General features: G+C 55.4%; 11 protein-coding genes. 6 read left to right on the forward strand and 5 right to left on the reverse strand.

Annotated elements, in window-relative coordinates; genetic code table 11:
- Window positions 1-48: 48 nt before the first annotated feature.
- On the forward strand, window positions 49-2,670 hold the full coding sequence (locus JW799_RS07060; protein ID WP_205429234.1) for a family 16 glycosylhydrolase: 2,622 nt from the start codon (window positions 49-51) through the stop codon (window positions 2,668-2,670).
- Window positions 2,671-3,209: 539 nt separating this feature from the next.
- Entirely contained in the window at window positions 3,210-4,079 is an 870-nt protein-coding gene (locus JW799_RS07065) for a cell wall hydrolase (RefSeq protein ID WP_205429236.1), read from the forward strand.
- Between the two features lie 123 nt (window positions 4,080-4,202).
- On the opposite strand, the gene JW799_RS07070 is transcribed toward JW799_RS07065, so the two are convergent.
- Window positions 4,203-5,987: a helix-turn-helix transcriptional regulator gene (locus JW799_RS07070; RefSeq protein ID WP_205429238.1), complete on the reverse strand. Its 1,785-nt coding sequence runs from the start codon at window positions 5,985-5,987 to the stop codon at window positions 4,203-4,205.
- Window positions 5,988-6,187: 200 nt separating this feature from the next.
- Here JW799_RS07070 and JW799_RS07075 point away from each other — a divergent pair, with 200 nt between their 5' ends.
- Genes JW799_RS07075 through JW799_RS07085 form a run of 3 tightly spaced genes read left to right on the forward strand, consistent with a single transcriptional unit; the run spans window position 6,188 to window position 8,798 of the window.
- Window positions 6,188-7,099, forward strand: coding sequence for an ABC transporter ATP-binding protein (locus JW799_RS07075; protein ID WP_205429239.1), 912 nt, complete (start codon window positions 6,188-6,190; stop codon window positions 7,097-7,099).
- The gene (locus JW799_RS07080; protein WP_205429240.1) at window positions 7,096-8,031 is read left to right on the forward strand and encodes an ABC transporter permease; all 936 of its coding nucleotides are present in this window, start codon (window positions 7,096-7,098) and stop codon (window positions 8,029-8,031) included. Before JW799_RS07075 ends, JW799_RS07080 begins: the two co-directional genes overlap by 4 nt.
- A gap of 53 nt (window positions 8,032-8,084) precedes the next feature.
- Complete coding sequence (locus JW799_RS07085; protein ID WP_205429241.1) at window positions 8,085-8,798, forward strand: DUF4097 family beta strand repeat-containing protein; 714 nt, start codon at window positions 8,085-8,087, stop codon at window positions 8,796-8,798.
- A 4-nt stretch (window positions 8,799-8,802) separates the two neighbouring features.
- Here the strand turns inward: JW799_RS07085 and JW799_RS07090 are convergent, their stop codons facing one another.
- Window positions 8,803-9,705, reverse strand: coding sequence for a methyl-accepting chemotaxis protein (locus JW799_RS07090; RefSeq protein WP_205429242.1), 903 nt, complete (start codon window positions 9,703-9,705; stop codon window positions 8,803-8,805).
- A 258-nt stretch (window positions 9,706-9,963) separates the two neighbouring features.
- The gene (locus JW799_RS07095) at window positions 9,964-10,794 is read right to left on the reverse strand and encodes a reverse transcriptase domain-containing protein (protein WP_205429243.1); all 831 of its coding nucleotides are present in this window, start codon (window positions 10,792-10,794) and stop codon (window positions 9,964-9,966) included.
- A gap of 82 nt (window positions 10,795-10,876) precedes the next feature.
- On the opposite strand from JW799_RS07095, the gene JW799_RS07100 reads away from it, so the two are divergent.
- Complete coding sequence (locus tag JW799_RS07100; RefSeq protein WP_080832311.1) at window positions 10,877-12,178, forward strand: IS1380 family transposase; 1,302 nt, start codon at window positions 10,877-10,879, stop codon at window positions 12,176-12,178.
- Between the two features lie 172 nt (window positions 12,179-12,350).
- Here the strand turns inward: JW799_RS07100 and JW799_RS07105 are convergent, their stop codons facing one another.
- The gene (locus JW799_RS07105; protein ID WP_240353193.1) at window positions 12,351-12,974 is read right to left on the reverse strand and encodes a reverse transcriptase domain-containing protein; all 624 of its coding nucleotides are present in this window, start codon (window positions 12,972-12,974) and stop codon (window positions 12,351-12,353) included.
- Between the two features lie 440 nt (window positions 12,975-13,414).
- Window positions 13,415-14,293 (reverse strand): AraC family transcriptional regulator, encoded by an 879-nt coding sequence (locus tag JW799_RS07110; protein WP_205429244.1) that lies wholly within the window; start codon window positions 14,291-14,293, stop codon window positions 13,415-13,417.
- Window positions 14,294-14,435: the final 142 nt, after the last annotated feature.

Genomic DNA, 14,435 nt, shown 5'->3' on the forward strand with positions numbered 1-14,435 from the left:
TGTAAGCGGTTTCCTCTATTGCCATTTATTTTATCGAAGGAGGCAAGGATGATGCGATTTCACGATCCGGAGAAACGGCTTCAGCGAAAGGTATTGAGCCTGTGGCTGGCGGTCGTCATGCTGGCCGGCGCCGGCCTGTGGCCGGGAGCTCGGGCCGCCGAGGCGGCGGGAACCGCCGTGACCTCGATGGCCTACTTTTCGGCGGCGGACGGACCTGTCATCACGAAATCGGGAGTCGGGCAAGCGAGCTTCGGTTTCGTCATGCCGATCTTCAACGGAGGTTCCGCCACCTGGGCGGACGTTTCCGACGACGTGGGCGTCCGGGTGAAAGCAGGCGGCAACTGGGTCGATATCGACAGCGCCGGCGGCTTCGTCTACAACCAGAATTGGGGGCATTGGAACGACGGCGGCTTTTACGGCTATTGGTTCACCCTTTCCGCTACGACCGAGATCCAGCTCTACTCCAAGGCGAACGGGGTCACGCTGGATTACACGCTTGTTTTTCAAAACCTAAACGAAACCACGATCACGGCGATGACGCCTACGCAAGGGCCGCAGATTACGGCGGGCTTTACGGGCGGCGCGGGCTTTACCTATCCGATTTTCAACAACGATCCGGCCATCACATATGAAGCCGTGGCCGACGACTTGAAGGTGTACGTAAAACCCGTCAACAGCGGCACCTGGGTCGATATCGACAACAATCCGGCCAGCGGCTGGATCTACGACAGCAACTTCGGCCAATTTACCGATGGAGGCGGCGGCTACTGGTTTACCGTAACCGAATCGATCAATGTCAAGCTGGAGTCCAAAACCTCCTCGGCCAGCCTGGTTTATACCATCATCTTTAACGAACCGGTCCGCAACGCCTACACCTTGACCCCCTATGACGGAACGACTTATTCGGCCGACGCGAGCGGCGCCATCGGCATCCCGCTGCCCAAGATCGACGGAGGGGCGCCGATCGGCACCGAGCTCGGGAATTTCGTCTATCAAATCAACGTCGACGGACAATGGGTCGAGCTGGCGAACTCCGGCCAAAGCGGATTCGTCTACTCCGGCAACGGCTACAATAACCTGTCGGCCGCCAATCAATGGGGCTATTGGGCCGACTATATTTACGGGCTTTGGTTCCAGCCCATCCAGGAGGATATGCAGATCCGGATCGGCTATCCGTTGAACGGGCAGGCGGGCGGAAACGTCGGGAACAATTTCGTCACCTACACGTTGATCGGAAACCCGAACGCTCCCCGTCCGGACGAATCCGATCAGGAGGATGTCGCGATCGGAACGCCAAGCGATCCGACCATCGCGGGCATGACGCTCGTCTGGCAGGACGAATTCGACGGAACGGCGCTCGATACGAGCAAATGGAACTATGAGCTGGGCTATTATATCAGCGACGATCCCAACAGCTGGGGTTGGGGCAACGCGGAGCTGCAGCACTATACGAACAGCGCGCAGAACGTATTCTTGCAGGACGGAATGCTGAACATCCGGGCGTTGAACGATCCGAAGTCCTTCCCGCAGGATCCGAGCCGGTATGCGCAATATTCGTCCGGCAGAATCAACACCAAGGACAAATTCTCCTTCCAGTACGGAAGAGTGGATTTCCGGGCAAAGCTGCCTACAGGCGACGGACTGTGGCCGGCCTTCTGGATGCTTCCGGAAGATGCCGTATACGGCGCGTGGGCGGCATCCGGGGAAATCGACGTCATGGAAGCGAAAGGACGGCTGCCCGGCACGGTCAGCGGCGCGGTGCACTTCGGCGGGCAGTGGCCGGTAAACCGGTATATTGCCGGCGAATATCACTTCCCCGCCGGGCAAACCTTTGCGAACGATCACCATGTCTATACCTTGATCTGGGAAGAAGATGACTTCAAATGGTACGTGGACGGCAAGTTCTTCTTTAAAGTCACCCGGGATCAATGGTATTCCGTGGCGGCGCCGAACAACCCGAACGCCCCGTTCGACCAGCCTTTCTATCTCATTATGAACCTGGCGGTCGGCGGGCACTTCGACGGGGGCCGGACCCCGGATCCCTCCGATATCCCGGCGACGATGCAAGTCGATTACGTGCGGGTTTATCATCCGAGCGGCGGCGAGAACCCCGGAAACGTGGCGGTTACCGGCGTTACGTTGAATCCGGCCTCCGCGCAGGTGGAAGTCGGACAGAACGTACAGCTGACCGCCAACGTAGCGCCGTCCAATGCGACGAACAAGCAGGTCTCCTGGTCGGTTTCCAACCCGGCCGTCGCTTCCGTGAATGCGCAAGGCGTCGTGACGGGGCTCTCTCCGGGCACGGCAACCGTGACCGTGACGACCGCGGACGGCAATAAAACGGCCGTCAGCGCCATTACGGTCGTGCCGGAGCCCCCCGCCGTCATCGTCATCGGCGACGAGGTGCGCGGCCTGAAGAAAATCGGCGACGACCTGCTGTTCTACGTGAACGGCGCAACCTTTGCCGATTTGCACTACAAGATTAATAACGGCGTGCAACTGAACGTAGCCATGAACCCGACGGGGAACGGAAATTACACCTACCCCGTCAACAACCTGCAGCACGGGGATACCGTCGAGTACTTCTTCACCTACAATCCGGGGCAGGGAGCGCTGGATACCCCTTGGCAAACGTACGTCCACGGGGTGACGCAGGGGACGCCGGAGTAAGGCGAGGATCCCGATATAGGCCGCGAACAGGCGAGGGGGAAGTCTTACGTCTTCTCTCTTGCCTGAAAGCCTTCCCTCTCCCTCCCGAGACCCGAAGTCGCGCAACAAGCGGATCGACCCATAACGGTGGAGAACCCAGCTTACGGCGAAAAAGCTCGCGAACGACAGGGCCGCGAATCCCCCAATTACTCCGCTGTAGAACGATGCCGGCAGCCCGATCCGATTCAACAGGTCCACTTGATCGACCGTCAAATAAAAAAAATCGTCGCCTCGCTTTGGGGAATCGCCTATATCGGCATGGGGCATGCCGTCTGGTCCGCTCGACAATCGGCGAAAACCCCTTAAGCTGACGCTCCCGCAACCATTAAAATTCCCTCACCATTATCAGAAAAGGAAGACCCCCTATCTGCGGAAAACCCGCATCCTGCCGCGTTTGTTGCGCCTTCGAGGACCCGCTGCCGAATCTCATCATCCTCAATCTTCCAGTCGGACGGCCTTCAATTATGTCGTATGATGTTGCGTTGGGAGGGGAAATGATCGTGTTGAACAAACGTTGGACGATGCCTTTGGGGTTATTGTTGGCTATGGTTGTTTTGGCTTGGCCGGCGCATGGCGTTTCGGCGCAAACGCCGGACCGTACCGCGGTGTACGTCGACGGCCAACGAGTCTCGACGACCGCAATCGTGCAGAACGGATTTCAACTGGTGCCGGCCTCGTTTTTTCGCGGCTTGAACGTCTCGGTCGGCTGGAGCGAGCGTTACCGCTCCGCGGTGCTCGGAACGCCGGCGATCCAAATCGGGTTTCCCGCCGGCGAGCGCCACACCGACTATCAGCATGCCGGAGCGGCGGCCTGGCAGCGGGACTTCCTGGACACGCGGACGACGCTGATCGGCGGAATTGCCTACGTGCCTCTCGCCTATACGGCGAAAAAACTCGGCCTAAGCGTTCATTACGATACGGGGAAACGCGCGCCGGTCATCTCGACGGGAGAAAGCGGTCCCATCGCGCTGGCGAAGCAGAGCCAGCCGACCGACGAAGAGCTTCGCTGGCTTTACCGGATTACGGAAGCGGAGGCGGGAGGCGAGAGCTACGCCGGCAAGGTCGCGGTCGCGGCGTCGATCTTGAACCGGGTCGATCACCCCGATTGGCCGGATACGATCATCGATACGATTTTTCAGGTCGACTATTATAATGGAAAAGCTTACTATCAGTACTCTCCGGTGTTGGACAAGCGCATTCATGCGGTGACGCCGACCCAGGAGACGATTCGCGCCGTGCGCGATGCGCTGAACGGCTCCGATCCGGGGCTGGGAGCCATCGTCTTCTACAATCCGGATAAAACGGACAACGCCTGGGTGCGGAGCCGTCCGGTCACGGTGCGGATCGGGAATCATATCTTTGCGAAATAGTGCAGGCTCGGCGGTTCCCCCGATCCGGGGGGTTCCCTTCATAAAATGCGCAAATGGCCGCCGAAGTCATCGGCGGCCTTTCCGCATGGCCGGGCAAACGGGCGGTTCTCTCCCCCGCCGTCATCAAGTCAGGCTTTCGACCCTCGCTTTTTCAACGGCTTGTTCCCTTCCGTCGACTTGCAGCTTCAGGTAAATGGATGAAATATAATTGCGTACCGTGCCTTCCGACAAATGCAGTCTCAGCGCGATTTCCTTGTTGCGGATCCCTTCCGTCAGGCACCGGAGAACATTCGCTTCCTGCTCGGTCAGCCCGTACGGGTTCGGCGCCTTGTCCCCCGTCTGGTATTGGAACAATCGATGGGCCACGTTTTGAGAGATCATCGTTCCCCCGCCGTAGATGAGCCGGATGGTCGCGGCGAGCTCCTTGGGGTGGATCGATTTCAGCAAATACCCTTCCGCCCCGATCCGAAGCGCCTCGGACGCCAAAGAAACGTCCTCGATCGTCGTCATCATGATGATCCGGATATCCGGCCACGTCTCTTTGATTGACTTGGTCGCCGCAATCCCGTCCATTTCCGGCATGTTGATGTCCATCAAGACGACGTCGGGGCGATCGCTCCCGCAGTGCGCGACCGCCTCCTTGCCGTCGCCGGCGACCGCGACTTCGAAGTCCCTTTCTTCGCCCAGCAGCAGCCGCAGGCTCTCGCGGATCAAGGGCTGGTCGTCCGCGAGCAAAATGCGGATCTTCCGCCCGCTTTCGCGGGACGAATTGGGAATCGTGCAGGTGACTACCGTGCCCGCATCCGCTTGCGAGTGGATATAGAGCTTGCCCTGCAACGGAGCCAGCCGCTCCTTCATGCCGTTCAGCCCGAACCCGTACTGCAGGTTATCGTCGCCTTTGCCGTTATCCTGCACCTGCAGCATCACCTGGGCCTGGTCATATTGGAGAAGGACTTGAATTTTGCCGGCCTGCCCGTGACGGCTGGCATTGGTCAGAGCCTCCTGCAGGCACCGATACAACGCCAGCTTGGCCTGCTTCATAACCGGGTAGGGTTCGCCCATCGTGCGGAACACGACCCGAATCCCGGTGTTTGCCTTGAATTCGTCGATCATCTGCAGCAGCGACCGATCCAGGGGCAGCGCCTCCTCGATCGGATCCATCTGATGAACCTGACGGCGAATGTCGTCCAGCCCCGTTCTCGCCAGCTTGAGCATTCCCTGCAGCTTGGCCTCCCCCTCGCCCGATCGAAGATGGGATTTCAACGTCTCCATCCCCAGGATCAAGGAAGTAAACGTATGCCCGATCGTATCGTGCAGCTCCCGAGCCATGCGGTAGCGTTCCTCCAGCAGCGTCATTCGCTCGATCTGGGAGGAGTACTGCTCCAAAATCGTATACTGCTCTTTGATCAGCGCCAGCTTCTGCCGGATGCCGTTGATTGCCAAGGCTCCTTTTTGCAGAGCGTAACTTATGCCGTAGAGGAAGCTCGCATCGAATAAGCTTTGCCAGATGACGGCGTGCGATAGCGACGAGCCGACGGAATTTCCCGCGCTCAGAACGAACAGCGTCACGGCGACGGGCATCGCGGCCCCATGGGCCCGGCCCCGGCTGTAGAAGGCGACCGTAAAAAGAGCCGGGGGAAACAGCCGGACCAGGCCGAGATCGTAAGCAAGAAATAAAGATACCCCTCCGGCAAAGAAGCACTCCGCAAGCAGGTAGGGATAGTAGCGGCCTTTTATAAACCAAAAAGGGACCAGATGGCACAGCAAAAGAGGAACGAACACCGTCCAAAAAGGAAAGGAAGGCTGATCCCGATACATCAAAATGATGACGGCAACGACCCACAGAACGCGAATCGCAAGCAGAGTCCAATCCTGCCATGACCACCGATGAAGAGCAAGGAAACGCATGAATCCAACTCCGTTCACTCTTGTTCAATTGAGCGGCAACCCGTCCGGGCAAGCCCGATTTTCCTTGTCATGCAAGGCGATGACGCTTTGTCACTGGGCTTTATGACAACCGTTCGGTTACGGTGAGGATGGCCGAGATGATTCCGTCGGAACACGGAAATTATATCTCATTCCAAATGCTAATAAAAGGAGCGGTTAGATTGTCGCTGCTGCAAATTCGCGAGCTGACGAAAAAAATCGGAAACAAGACGCTCGTCGATCGGGTAACGCTGGAGATGGAGAAGGGAGAAATTCTGGGACTGCTCGGTCCGAACGGGGCCGGAAAAACGACGACGATCCGGATGATCGTCGGCCTCATGTCCAAATCGGGAGGCCAGGTGTTCATTAACGGCATGGACGCCCACAAAAACTTCGAACAAGCGATGCGGCATGTCGGCGTCATCGTGGAAAACCCGGACTTGTACAAATATTTATCGGGCTACGACAATTTGCTTCATTTCTCCCGCATGACCCCGGGCGTGACGGAAGCCAGAATCCGGGAAGCGATCGCTCTCGTCGGGCTGGAGAACAGCATCCATGACAAGGTGGCCACCTATTCGCTGGGCATGCGGCAGCGGCTGGGCCTCGCGGTCGTTCTCGTCCATAAGCCTTCCCTGCTTGTGCTCGACGAACCGACCAACGGACTCGATCCGGCGGGGATTCGCGAGCTGAGAAACCATTTGAAGCAGTTGGCCCATCAGGAAGGCGTCGGCATCATGATCTCGAGTCACTTGATGTCCGAGATGGAAATGATGTGCGACCGCGTCGCGATTTTGCAAAAAGGAAAGCTGGTCGGCGTTCATCCCATAGCGGACATGGCGGACGACGAGCGAACCGAAGTCCGATTCGAGGTCGATCGGCCGGACGCGGCGGTGCAAATCCTGCAAACGATCATGGCCGGCGACGAAATCGCGGCCGATCAGCGCCATATTCAAATCCGCATCGACAAATCGCGCATTCCGGAGATCAGCCGAAAGCTGATGGGCGCGGGAATCAACGTGTACGGCGTGAATGCCGTCAAGAAGACGCTGGAAGACAAGTTCATGGAGATTACGGGAGGAGAAGACCATTGATTCCGTTCATTCGCAATGAAAACATGAAGATTTACAAGCGGAAACGCACGTGGGTGATGGTGGCGATCGTTCTGCTGTACGTGCTGCTGCAAATCGTGAATTTGCGGACGGCCGGCGAAGGCACGGCGAGCGACAATTGGCGGGAGCAGCTGGAACGGGAAAATGCGCAGCTCGGCCTGGAAGCGGCCGAACCGGATGCGCTGCCGATTGAAATCAAGCAGGCCGAGAAACAGATCCTGCTGAATCAGTACCATCTGGACCAAAATACCCCGCCCGGCACCAGCGGGTGGAGCTTTGCGGTAGATCAGGTTCGGAATATTCTATTCGCGGCGTCTTTGATCGCCGTCATCATCGCGGGCGAGATCGTGGCGGCCGAATTCGCGTCCGGGACGATCAAGCTGCTGCTGACCCGTTCGGCCAGCCGCACCAAAATCCATCTGTCCAAGTACATCGCCGCCATCCTGTTCGGCCTGTTGGTATCCGCGGCCGGCTTGCTCGCTTCCATTCTCCTCGGAGGGTTCATCTTCGGGTTCGACGGACTGACGGACAGCTTCCTCTATGTCAAAGACCAGGCGGTAAGGGAAGCTCCCGCGCTGCAAGCTTTGCTGTCGGGTTATGCGCTTAATATACCGTTCCTGCTGATCGCCGTTACGCTCGCTTTTATGATTTCCGCCGCCTTTCGCAGCGCGACCTTCTCGATCGTCATTTCCCTGCTGGTCTCGGTCGCCGGATTCGTGATCGCGATCGCCATGGACGGCTGGGCCTGGACGAAATACTTCGTCTTCTCGCACACCGATCTTACGCCGTTACTCTATGGAAATCCTTCCGTCGACGGGGTCACGTTAGGGTTTTCGTCGGCGCTGATCGTGCTTCATCTTGCCGTCATGCATCTGGTCTCGTACCCCTTGTTCGTCAAGCGCGACGTCGTCTGAGAAGCCTGCCGACTTATAGAGTCAAAAAAATTCACAACGAACGGAGAATCCACATGATCAAAGCGAAAATCGTGCAGGGCGCCGTGCTTGCGGCGTTGCTGCTCTTGACGGCGGCCTGCGGGGCAAAGGAACCGTCCGCCGCGACGCCCGCCGAGAACCTGGAGCTGCAGGCGGACGGTCTGACGAAGCTCGTCATCGACCATCGGAACGGGGACATTCGGATTGCCGGCAGCGCCGATACGGATAAAATCGAGGTCGTTCCGCTGGTCAGAGCGGGCGGAGCCGACATGGACAAATTGGAGTTGAGCCTGGAGCAACAGGAGGATGCCGCCTATTTGAAGGCGCAGTTTAAAGCGCAATTCCTGGCCATGGGATCGGGGTCCGTCGATCTGGAAATCCGAGTTCCGGAGCAGCTCGAGCTGGAGATCCGGTCCCATCGGGACGGCCATATCCGCCTTTCGGATCTGTCGTCCGGGGCCAAGATCGACAACGTCAACGGCGATATTCAGGTGTCCGGTCTTTCCGGCCCGCTCGAGATCGAGAATCGGGACGGCGACGTTACGGTTGCCGATATCGGTTCGGACGTAACCATCCGCAATCTCAACGGACATCTTCAGATCGATCGCGTCGGCGGCTCGGCCCGGATCGATGTAGGCGACGGCAGTCTCGAGATCGACCACGTGGAGAAAGATGTGACCGTTACGCAATCCGGCAACGGGGATATTGCCATTGGCGAGGTAGGGGGCCAAATCTTTCGGAAAAATTAGCCATTTAGATATTTTCGGCAACCTTCCGTGCCTGCTCGTCCAACTTTCGGGCAAAGGCAACGATGCCGTCGAAGTCTTCCATGGTCACGCGTATCTGATGTTGACTTTCCGCGATCGAGGACTGGATACGGCCGATCCCGTCCGACATCCCGGATATTTCCTTCGTAATGCCGCTAATGGTGCCCTGAACTTGGATGATGGATTCCGACACTTCATTGGCCAGCTTGCGCACCTCCGAAGCGACGACATCGAACCCTCTGCCATGCGGACCTGCGTGGGCGGCCTCGATGGCGGCATTCAAGGCGAGCAGATGGGTCTGGGAGGCGATGTCGCGGATCGTTCGCACAATTCCCTGGATCGACTTCGCCTGCTCCTGCAGGCTCTTGAGCGCAAGGTTGTTATCCTCCGAAACCTCGGCTATCCGGTCCACGCCGAACAGGAGCTCCCGGCTCCGGTCGATCCCCGCTTCGGCGCGCCGGTTCAAATCATGGGAAGTCGTTTCCAATTCCTTGACCACGGTGGACAAGCTGAATTGGCGTTGCGTGATATCCGTTGCAATTTTCAAGATCCCGATGACTTCGGAATCCCGTTCATCGAATATCGGCATATACGTGGCCTCCAGCCACACCGTTTCGCCGCGGGCATTTTTTCGTTCGATTTTATCCTGAAAGCTTTGCCCGGACCTGAGCTCTCTCCAGAACCGCTCATAGGCCGGCGAGTCGGCAAACGAGTCGAAGCAGAAGTCCCGATGCTGCATCTTGAGTATGTCTTCGATGGAATACCCCATCGTTTTCGCGAATACGTCGTTTACATAGGCAACCTTTCGATCGAGGCTAAAACGAATAACCGCCAGATTCCTCTCCATGGCTCTTACGACCCGTTCGTTCATCGCCGCTTGTTGGATCATCCTTGAATTAGCCGACCTCCATTGAACATGATAAGAAACATTTGGCCTCCTGCGCCCTATCCTCACTTTACCAACGCTATATGCACAAAAAATAAACAAGCTGTAAACGCGAAAATTTTTATTTTCCGGTATGTCTCCGCCTAAGAGGTTCCTGGGCTTCGCTTAGCCCAGGCGGATAATCGGGTAGGAGGCTACCCATTAATTGGGCAGCCGACCTCCCACACCACCGTACGTACCGTTCGGTATACGGCGGTTCCATTAGGAATGCGCAGTAACTTGTCGATAATAATCAGAAAAGAAAAGGAATCCGAGGTTCTTCAGCCTATTGTTACCGAGGGACTTCGAGAGGATTGGGCTATTGGAGATTCTCCAATAGCCCTTTCTTGTGTTTGCGTATTCCCACGCCTTCTGTTCATGAATTCCGAGCGATATAAGCCTTTCGAGTTTCGTCCTCACTCGTTTCCATTGCTTCCAGAAGACCATTCGGATACGCCTTCTCATCCATTTATCAGTGGTTTGGAGTAGTTGTTTCATGTCAGCAAGCTTGAAATAATTTACCCATCCCATGATGTAACGCCTAAGCTTCAGCGCCCGGTCGGTGTTGCCCATTCCGTTGCTTCTCGACGTTAGCTCTTTCACTTTAGCTTTCATCTTGGATACGGATTTGGGATGGATTCTGACCCGCGTTTCCCCTTTGCTCTGGTAGAATGAGAAGCCAAGAAATTTAACTTTTGTCGCATCGTCCACAATCGTTTTCTCCCGGTTTACCTTGAGAAACAACTTCTTCTCGATGTAAGGGAGAATTTTCGTCAGGGTACGCTCCGCACTCCTCCTGCTCCGGCAGAATATGAGCATATCGTCTGCGTATCGCACGAATCGATGTCCTCTTGCTTCCAGTTCCTTGTCCAATTCATTCAGCATGATATTGCTGAGAATCGGACTTAGGTTCCCTCCCTGCGGTACGCCGATTTCCGTGTCCTCAAACTTATGCTTCACGACGACTCCCGCCCGGAGATACTTATGGATGAGCGAGATCACTCGTCCGTCTTTGATCGTTCTTGAACCTGAATTACGAAAGTACCACCTCATAAAAACATGAAAAAGTGCCCAGATCTTTGGTAGAATGGTGTTTGCCTAGAACATCACCAACCAAGAGAGGAGCACCCTTAAGGTGAAGTCTACCACAAAAATCGCGTCATTGAAAACGGCATTTTCTATGAGAAATGCAACAAATTTTGCAGGAAGCAAGGTGATCCTCGGATTTCTTGAAAACATCGGTTTGAATCAAGCCCTTCGGAGCCTTGGACTAGCCAAAGCGGCGAATGCCATCTTTCCGACGCATCGCATTCTGCAGATGCTCATCATCGGCTGGATTTTGGGCTGCGAACGTCTCTTTCATTTCAAATCCCTACAAGGTGATGCCTTGATCGCCCAGGCGCTGGGCGGCCGGGTGCCGCATCACACATTGTTAAACAAGGAATTGCTTCGTCTGGGCAAAGCCCACGACCATTTAGCGCCAGCCCTGCGAAACCTGAATGTCGAAATCATTGCACCGCAGCTACCCGACTCCTTGATTCTCGATCTGGATTCGACTGTTGAGACGGTGTACGGCAACCAGCAGGGAGCGGAAGTCGGTTTTAACAGTCAGAAGCGCGGCCGAAAGAGCTATCATCCCCTTCTCGTGTACGAAGGGCAGTCGCGAATGCTAGTGAATGCCGCGCTGCGTCCCGGCAACACGAGCAGTTCGACCGACGTCCTTTCGTTTGCCCGGCAAACGCTGGCGTTGTTGGAATCCCACCACGTACGCTATGCCCGGTTTGACAAAGGCTTTGGCGGAGAAGACTTCTACGCGTTCTGGGAGTCCCGTCAGATCGGCTACGTCGGCAAGCTGAAATGGACAAGTCGTCTCCAGGACCAAGTCAAAACCTGTGCGCATTGGACACGCTTTGTGGACGAGGACTGGATCATTGAAGGCATCGTGCTGGCCTACCAAGCGATCGGTTGGAAGAAGATGCGTCGTGTTGCTGTCATCCGCAAAATGCCGCGTTGGGACGGGGATCAGTCTCAGTTGGAACTGGATTTGCTTTGGCAATACGAAGCCATGGTCACAACGGAGGAATGGGAAGCCATCGATGTGTGGCGGTTCTACAACCAGCGCTGCTGCATGGAGAACTACATCAAGGAAGGCAAGAATGGCTTTGCCATCCACCGCATTCCAACGCAGTCGTTTGCCGCCAATGAAATCGACCTGCTCTTAAAGCTGCTCGCCTATAATCTCTTTGAGCGATTCAAGCATCATTGTTGTGAGCCGATTCACCGATCCTACACCATCCAGCGGTTCCGGCGAACGTTTTTTGTTTGTGCAGGTGTGTTTGTCCAGCATGCCCGCCAAATGACATTGAAACTGAGTACGTCTTTCCAAAACCAGTGGGCATGGCGACGAATGGAGCGAAAAAGTATTTTATTGGAATAAACGATAATCCCAATTTGTGTCTTGGAAATCCCGTTGCCCCTTCATGTGGGGAGGGGGAAAGTAACGGCATTTTTGCTCGCATTCCATTTTAACTGCATATTCTGCCTCCATAATTGGTTGTGAAATCCAAGTTCTGCGTCTTCAAAAGCCTGATTCTATAGGCTTTCGTAATTTAGGTTGAAAGCACCTCGATGAGCTTGCTTTGGTTGACGGTGTCAAAGTATTTCTCCAAGTCCATATCCACCACGTAACGATATCCCTCTTGCACGTATTGTTGGCTTCGTTTCATCGCGTGGTGTGCGCTCCGTTTGGGTCGGAATCCGTAGCTGTTGTCTGAAAACTGCCTCTCATAAATTGGCGTAAGCACTTGGGCGATTGCCTGCTGGATGACTCGGTCAACCACTGTTGGAATGCCAAGGTTTCTCTTCTTTCCGTTCTCTTTGGGAATCTCTACCCTTCGAACGGGATTCGGGCGGTACTTGCCGCCCAAGATCAGTTGCTTGATGGTCTCGCCGTTGTCTCTGAGATATTGTAGAAGTTCATCTACTCCCATCCCGTCGATTCCGTGCGATCCCTTGTTCGCTTTGACTCTCTTGAATGCTTCGTTCAAGTTGTCCCTGCTAACGATTTTCTCAAGCAACCGGTCCTTCGACTCGGTTGCGTTGGTGTCGTCGGTTTCGGTTATCCTCGCAGGACTGTGCACTCCCGCATATCCTTCGTGTTCCGCACTATTCTTTTGCAAAGAGTCTTCCGTTAGAAGTTGGCTGCCCTTGGCTCCTGTTTCGGTAACTTTCATTGACTTCACCTCCTAAGGTTCAGCCCTTCCCTCGAACCGTCGACTGTTCGCGGTACTATGGCGTCTGCTGACTTCTCATGATAAATCTTGTTTCAACCGTGATTCGAAGTGCATCTCCTCACGTCCATGAGACCTCCCACGGTAAGACGATTCACTTTCCTTCCATATACCCACATCATTTACATTGGTACGTCCGTGTAGTTAATTGGACTTCGTCTTGTTTAGCAGACTCATCCCGTATCCTATGCCTGATGATGTTCGTGTTCCTTGGGCCGGAAGTTTGCCTCCAGCTTCCTTTGGATTCCACCTCGCGGTGGACACCCTTGCTCTTGGCTAGTGGTTGGTAACTACAAACCCCCACAGTGGACTTTCACCACCTAGTTAATCGCCATGCGTGGCACACTAAAAGAACCAAGCCGTTCAGGCTTGGTCAGTCAGGATCAGTGAGCTTTTTTCAAAACCGGGATCCAAATTTCGCTTTTGAAGGTCGGCGAAGCGACGTCCTTGCTCTCGTTCCATAAGATTTCCGGTCCCTTCGCCACCTCGTAGCCGGAGGAGGGAAACCATTCGGAATAGATGCGTCCCCAGACATTTTGCAGCGTATCGGGAAAAGGTCCGACAGCTTCGAATACGGCCCATGCGGAAGCCGGAACGTCCAAACTCGCGAAAGATTCGGGGCACTCTTCGGTCGTGGCCGTGCCGATATAGTGGTCAAGCTCTCCTTTTTCCTCCATTCGCCCCTCGGAAAAATTCGTCGACGCTTGAATCAGGCCCGGAGGTTCGACATTCGAGAGCCGTTTGAGCCTGTCGATGTCGTCGCCGGTCAGGCTTTTCCACATGGACTCGATTTCGGGGTTCACGCCGTTAAATTGAATCGGCACCCTTCTCCTGAGGCCCACGATCCGAAACGGTTCTTTCTCTACGATACGGTATTTCATGGCATCGCCTCCCTGAATGGTTAATTGAAAGGTCAGGCGAGGATAGGCTTTCAAGGACGGGCCATGCGACTTTACCGAAGAGGGCGGAATGCCGTGCAAGCCTTGAAAGGCCCTGGAAAAGGCGTCCGCCGAGCTGTATCCGTATTTGACCGCCACGTCCATAATTCTTGAACCCCCGGTTTGAAGGTCAAACGCGGCAAGCGTCAGGCGTCTGCGGCGAATGTACTCCGACAGCGGGATGCCCGCAAGAAACGAGAACATTCTGGACAAATGATATTCGGAACAGCGTGCCAGCCTCGCCGCTTCTTTGAGGTCTACCTCTTCGGCAAGGTTTTCTTCAATATAACGCATGGCCTCATTCAAATTCGCAAGCCAGTTCATTCGGATGACCTTCCTTCCGTAAACAGGATAACAAGTTTCGGCTGCGCCGGTCCGACATTTCGTGCACCGTTTTGCGGGGTCGCTTATTCTCCTTATATTTGCCTCTCGTCTATTATAGAGAGAAAAAAGCACTGAATTAATT

The sequence above is a fragment of the Cohnella algarum genome (assembly GCF_016937515.1).
GTDB classification, from domain to species: domain Bacteria; phylum Bacillota; class Bacilli; order Paenibacillales; family Paenibacillaceae; genus Cohnella; species Cohnella algarum.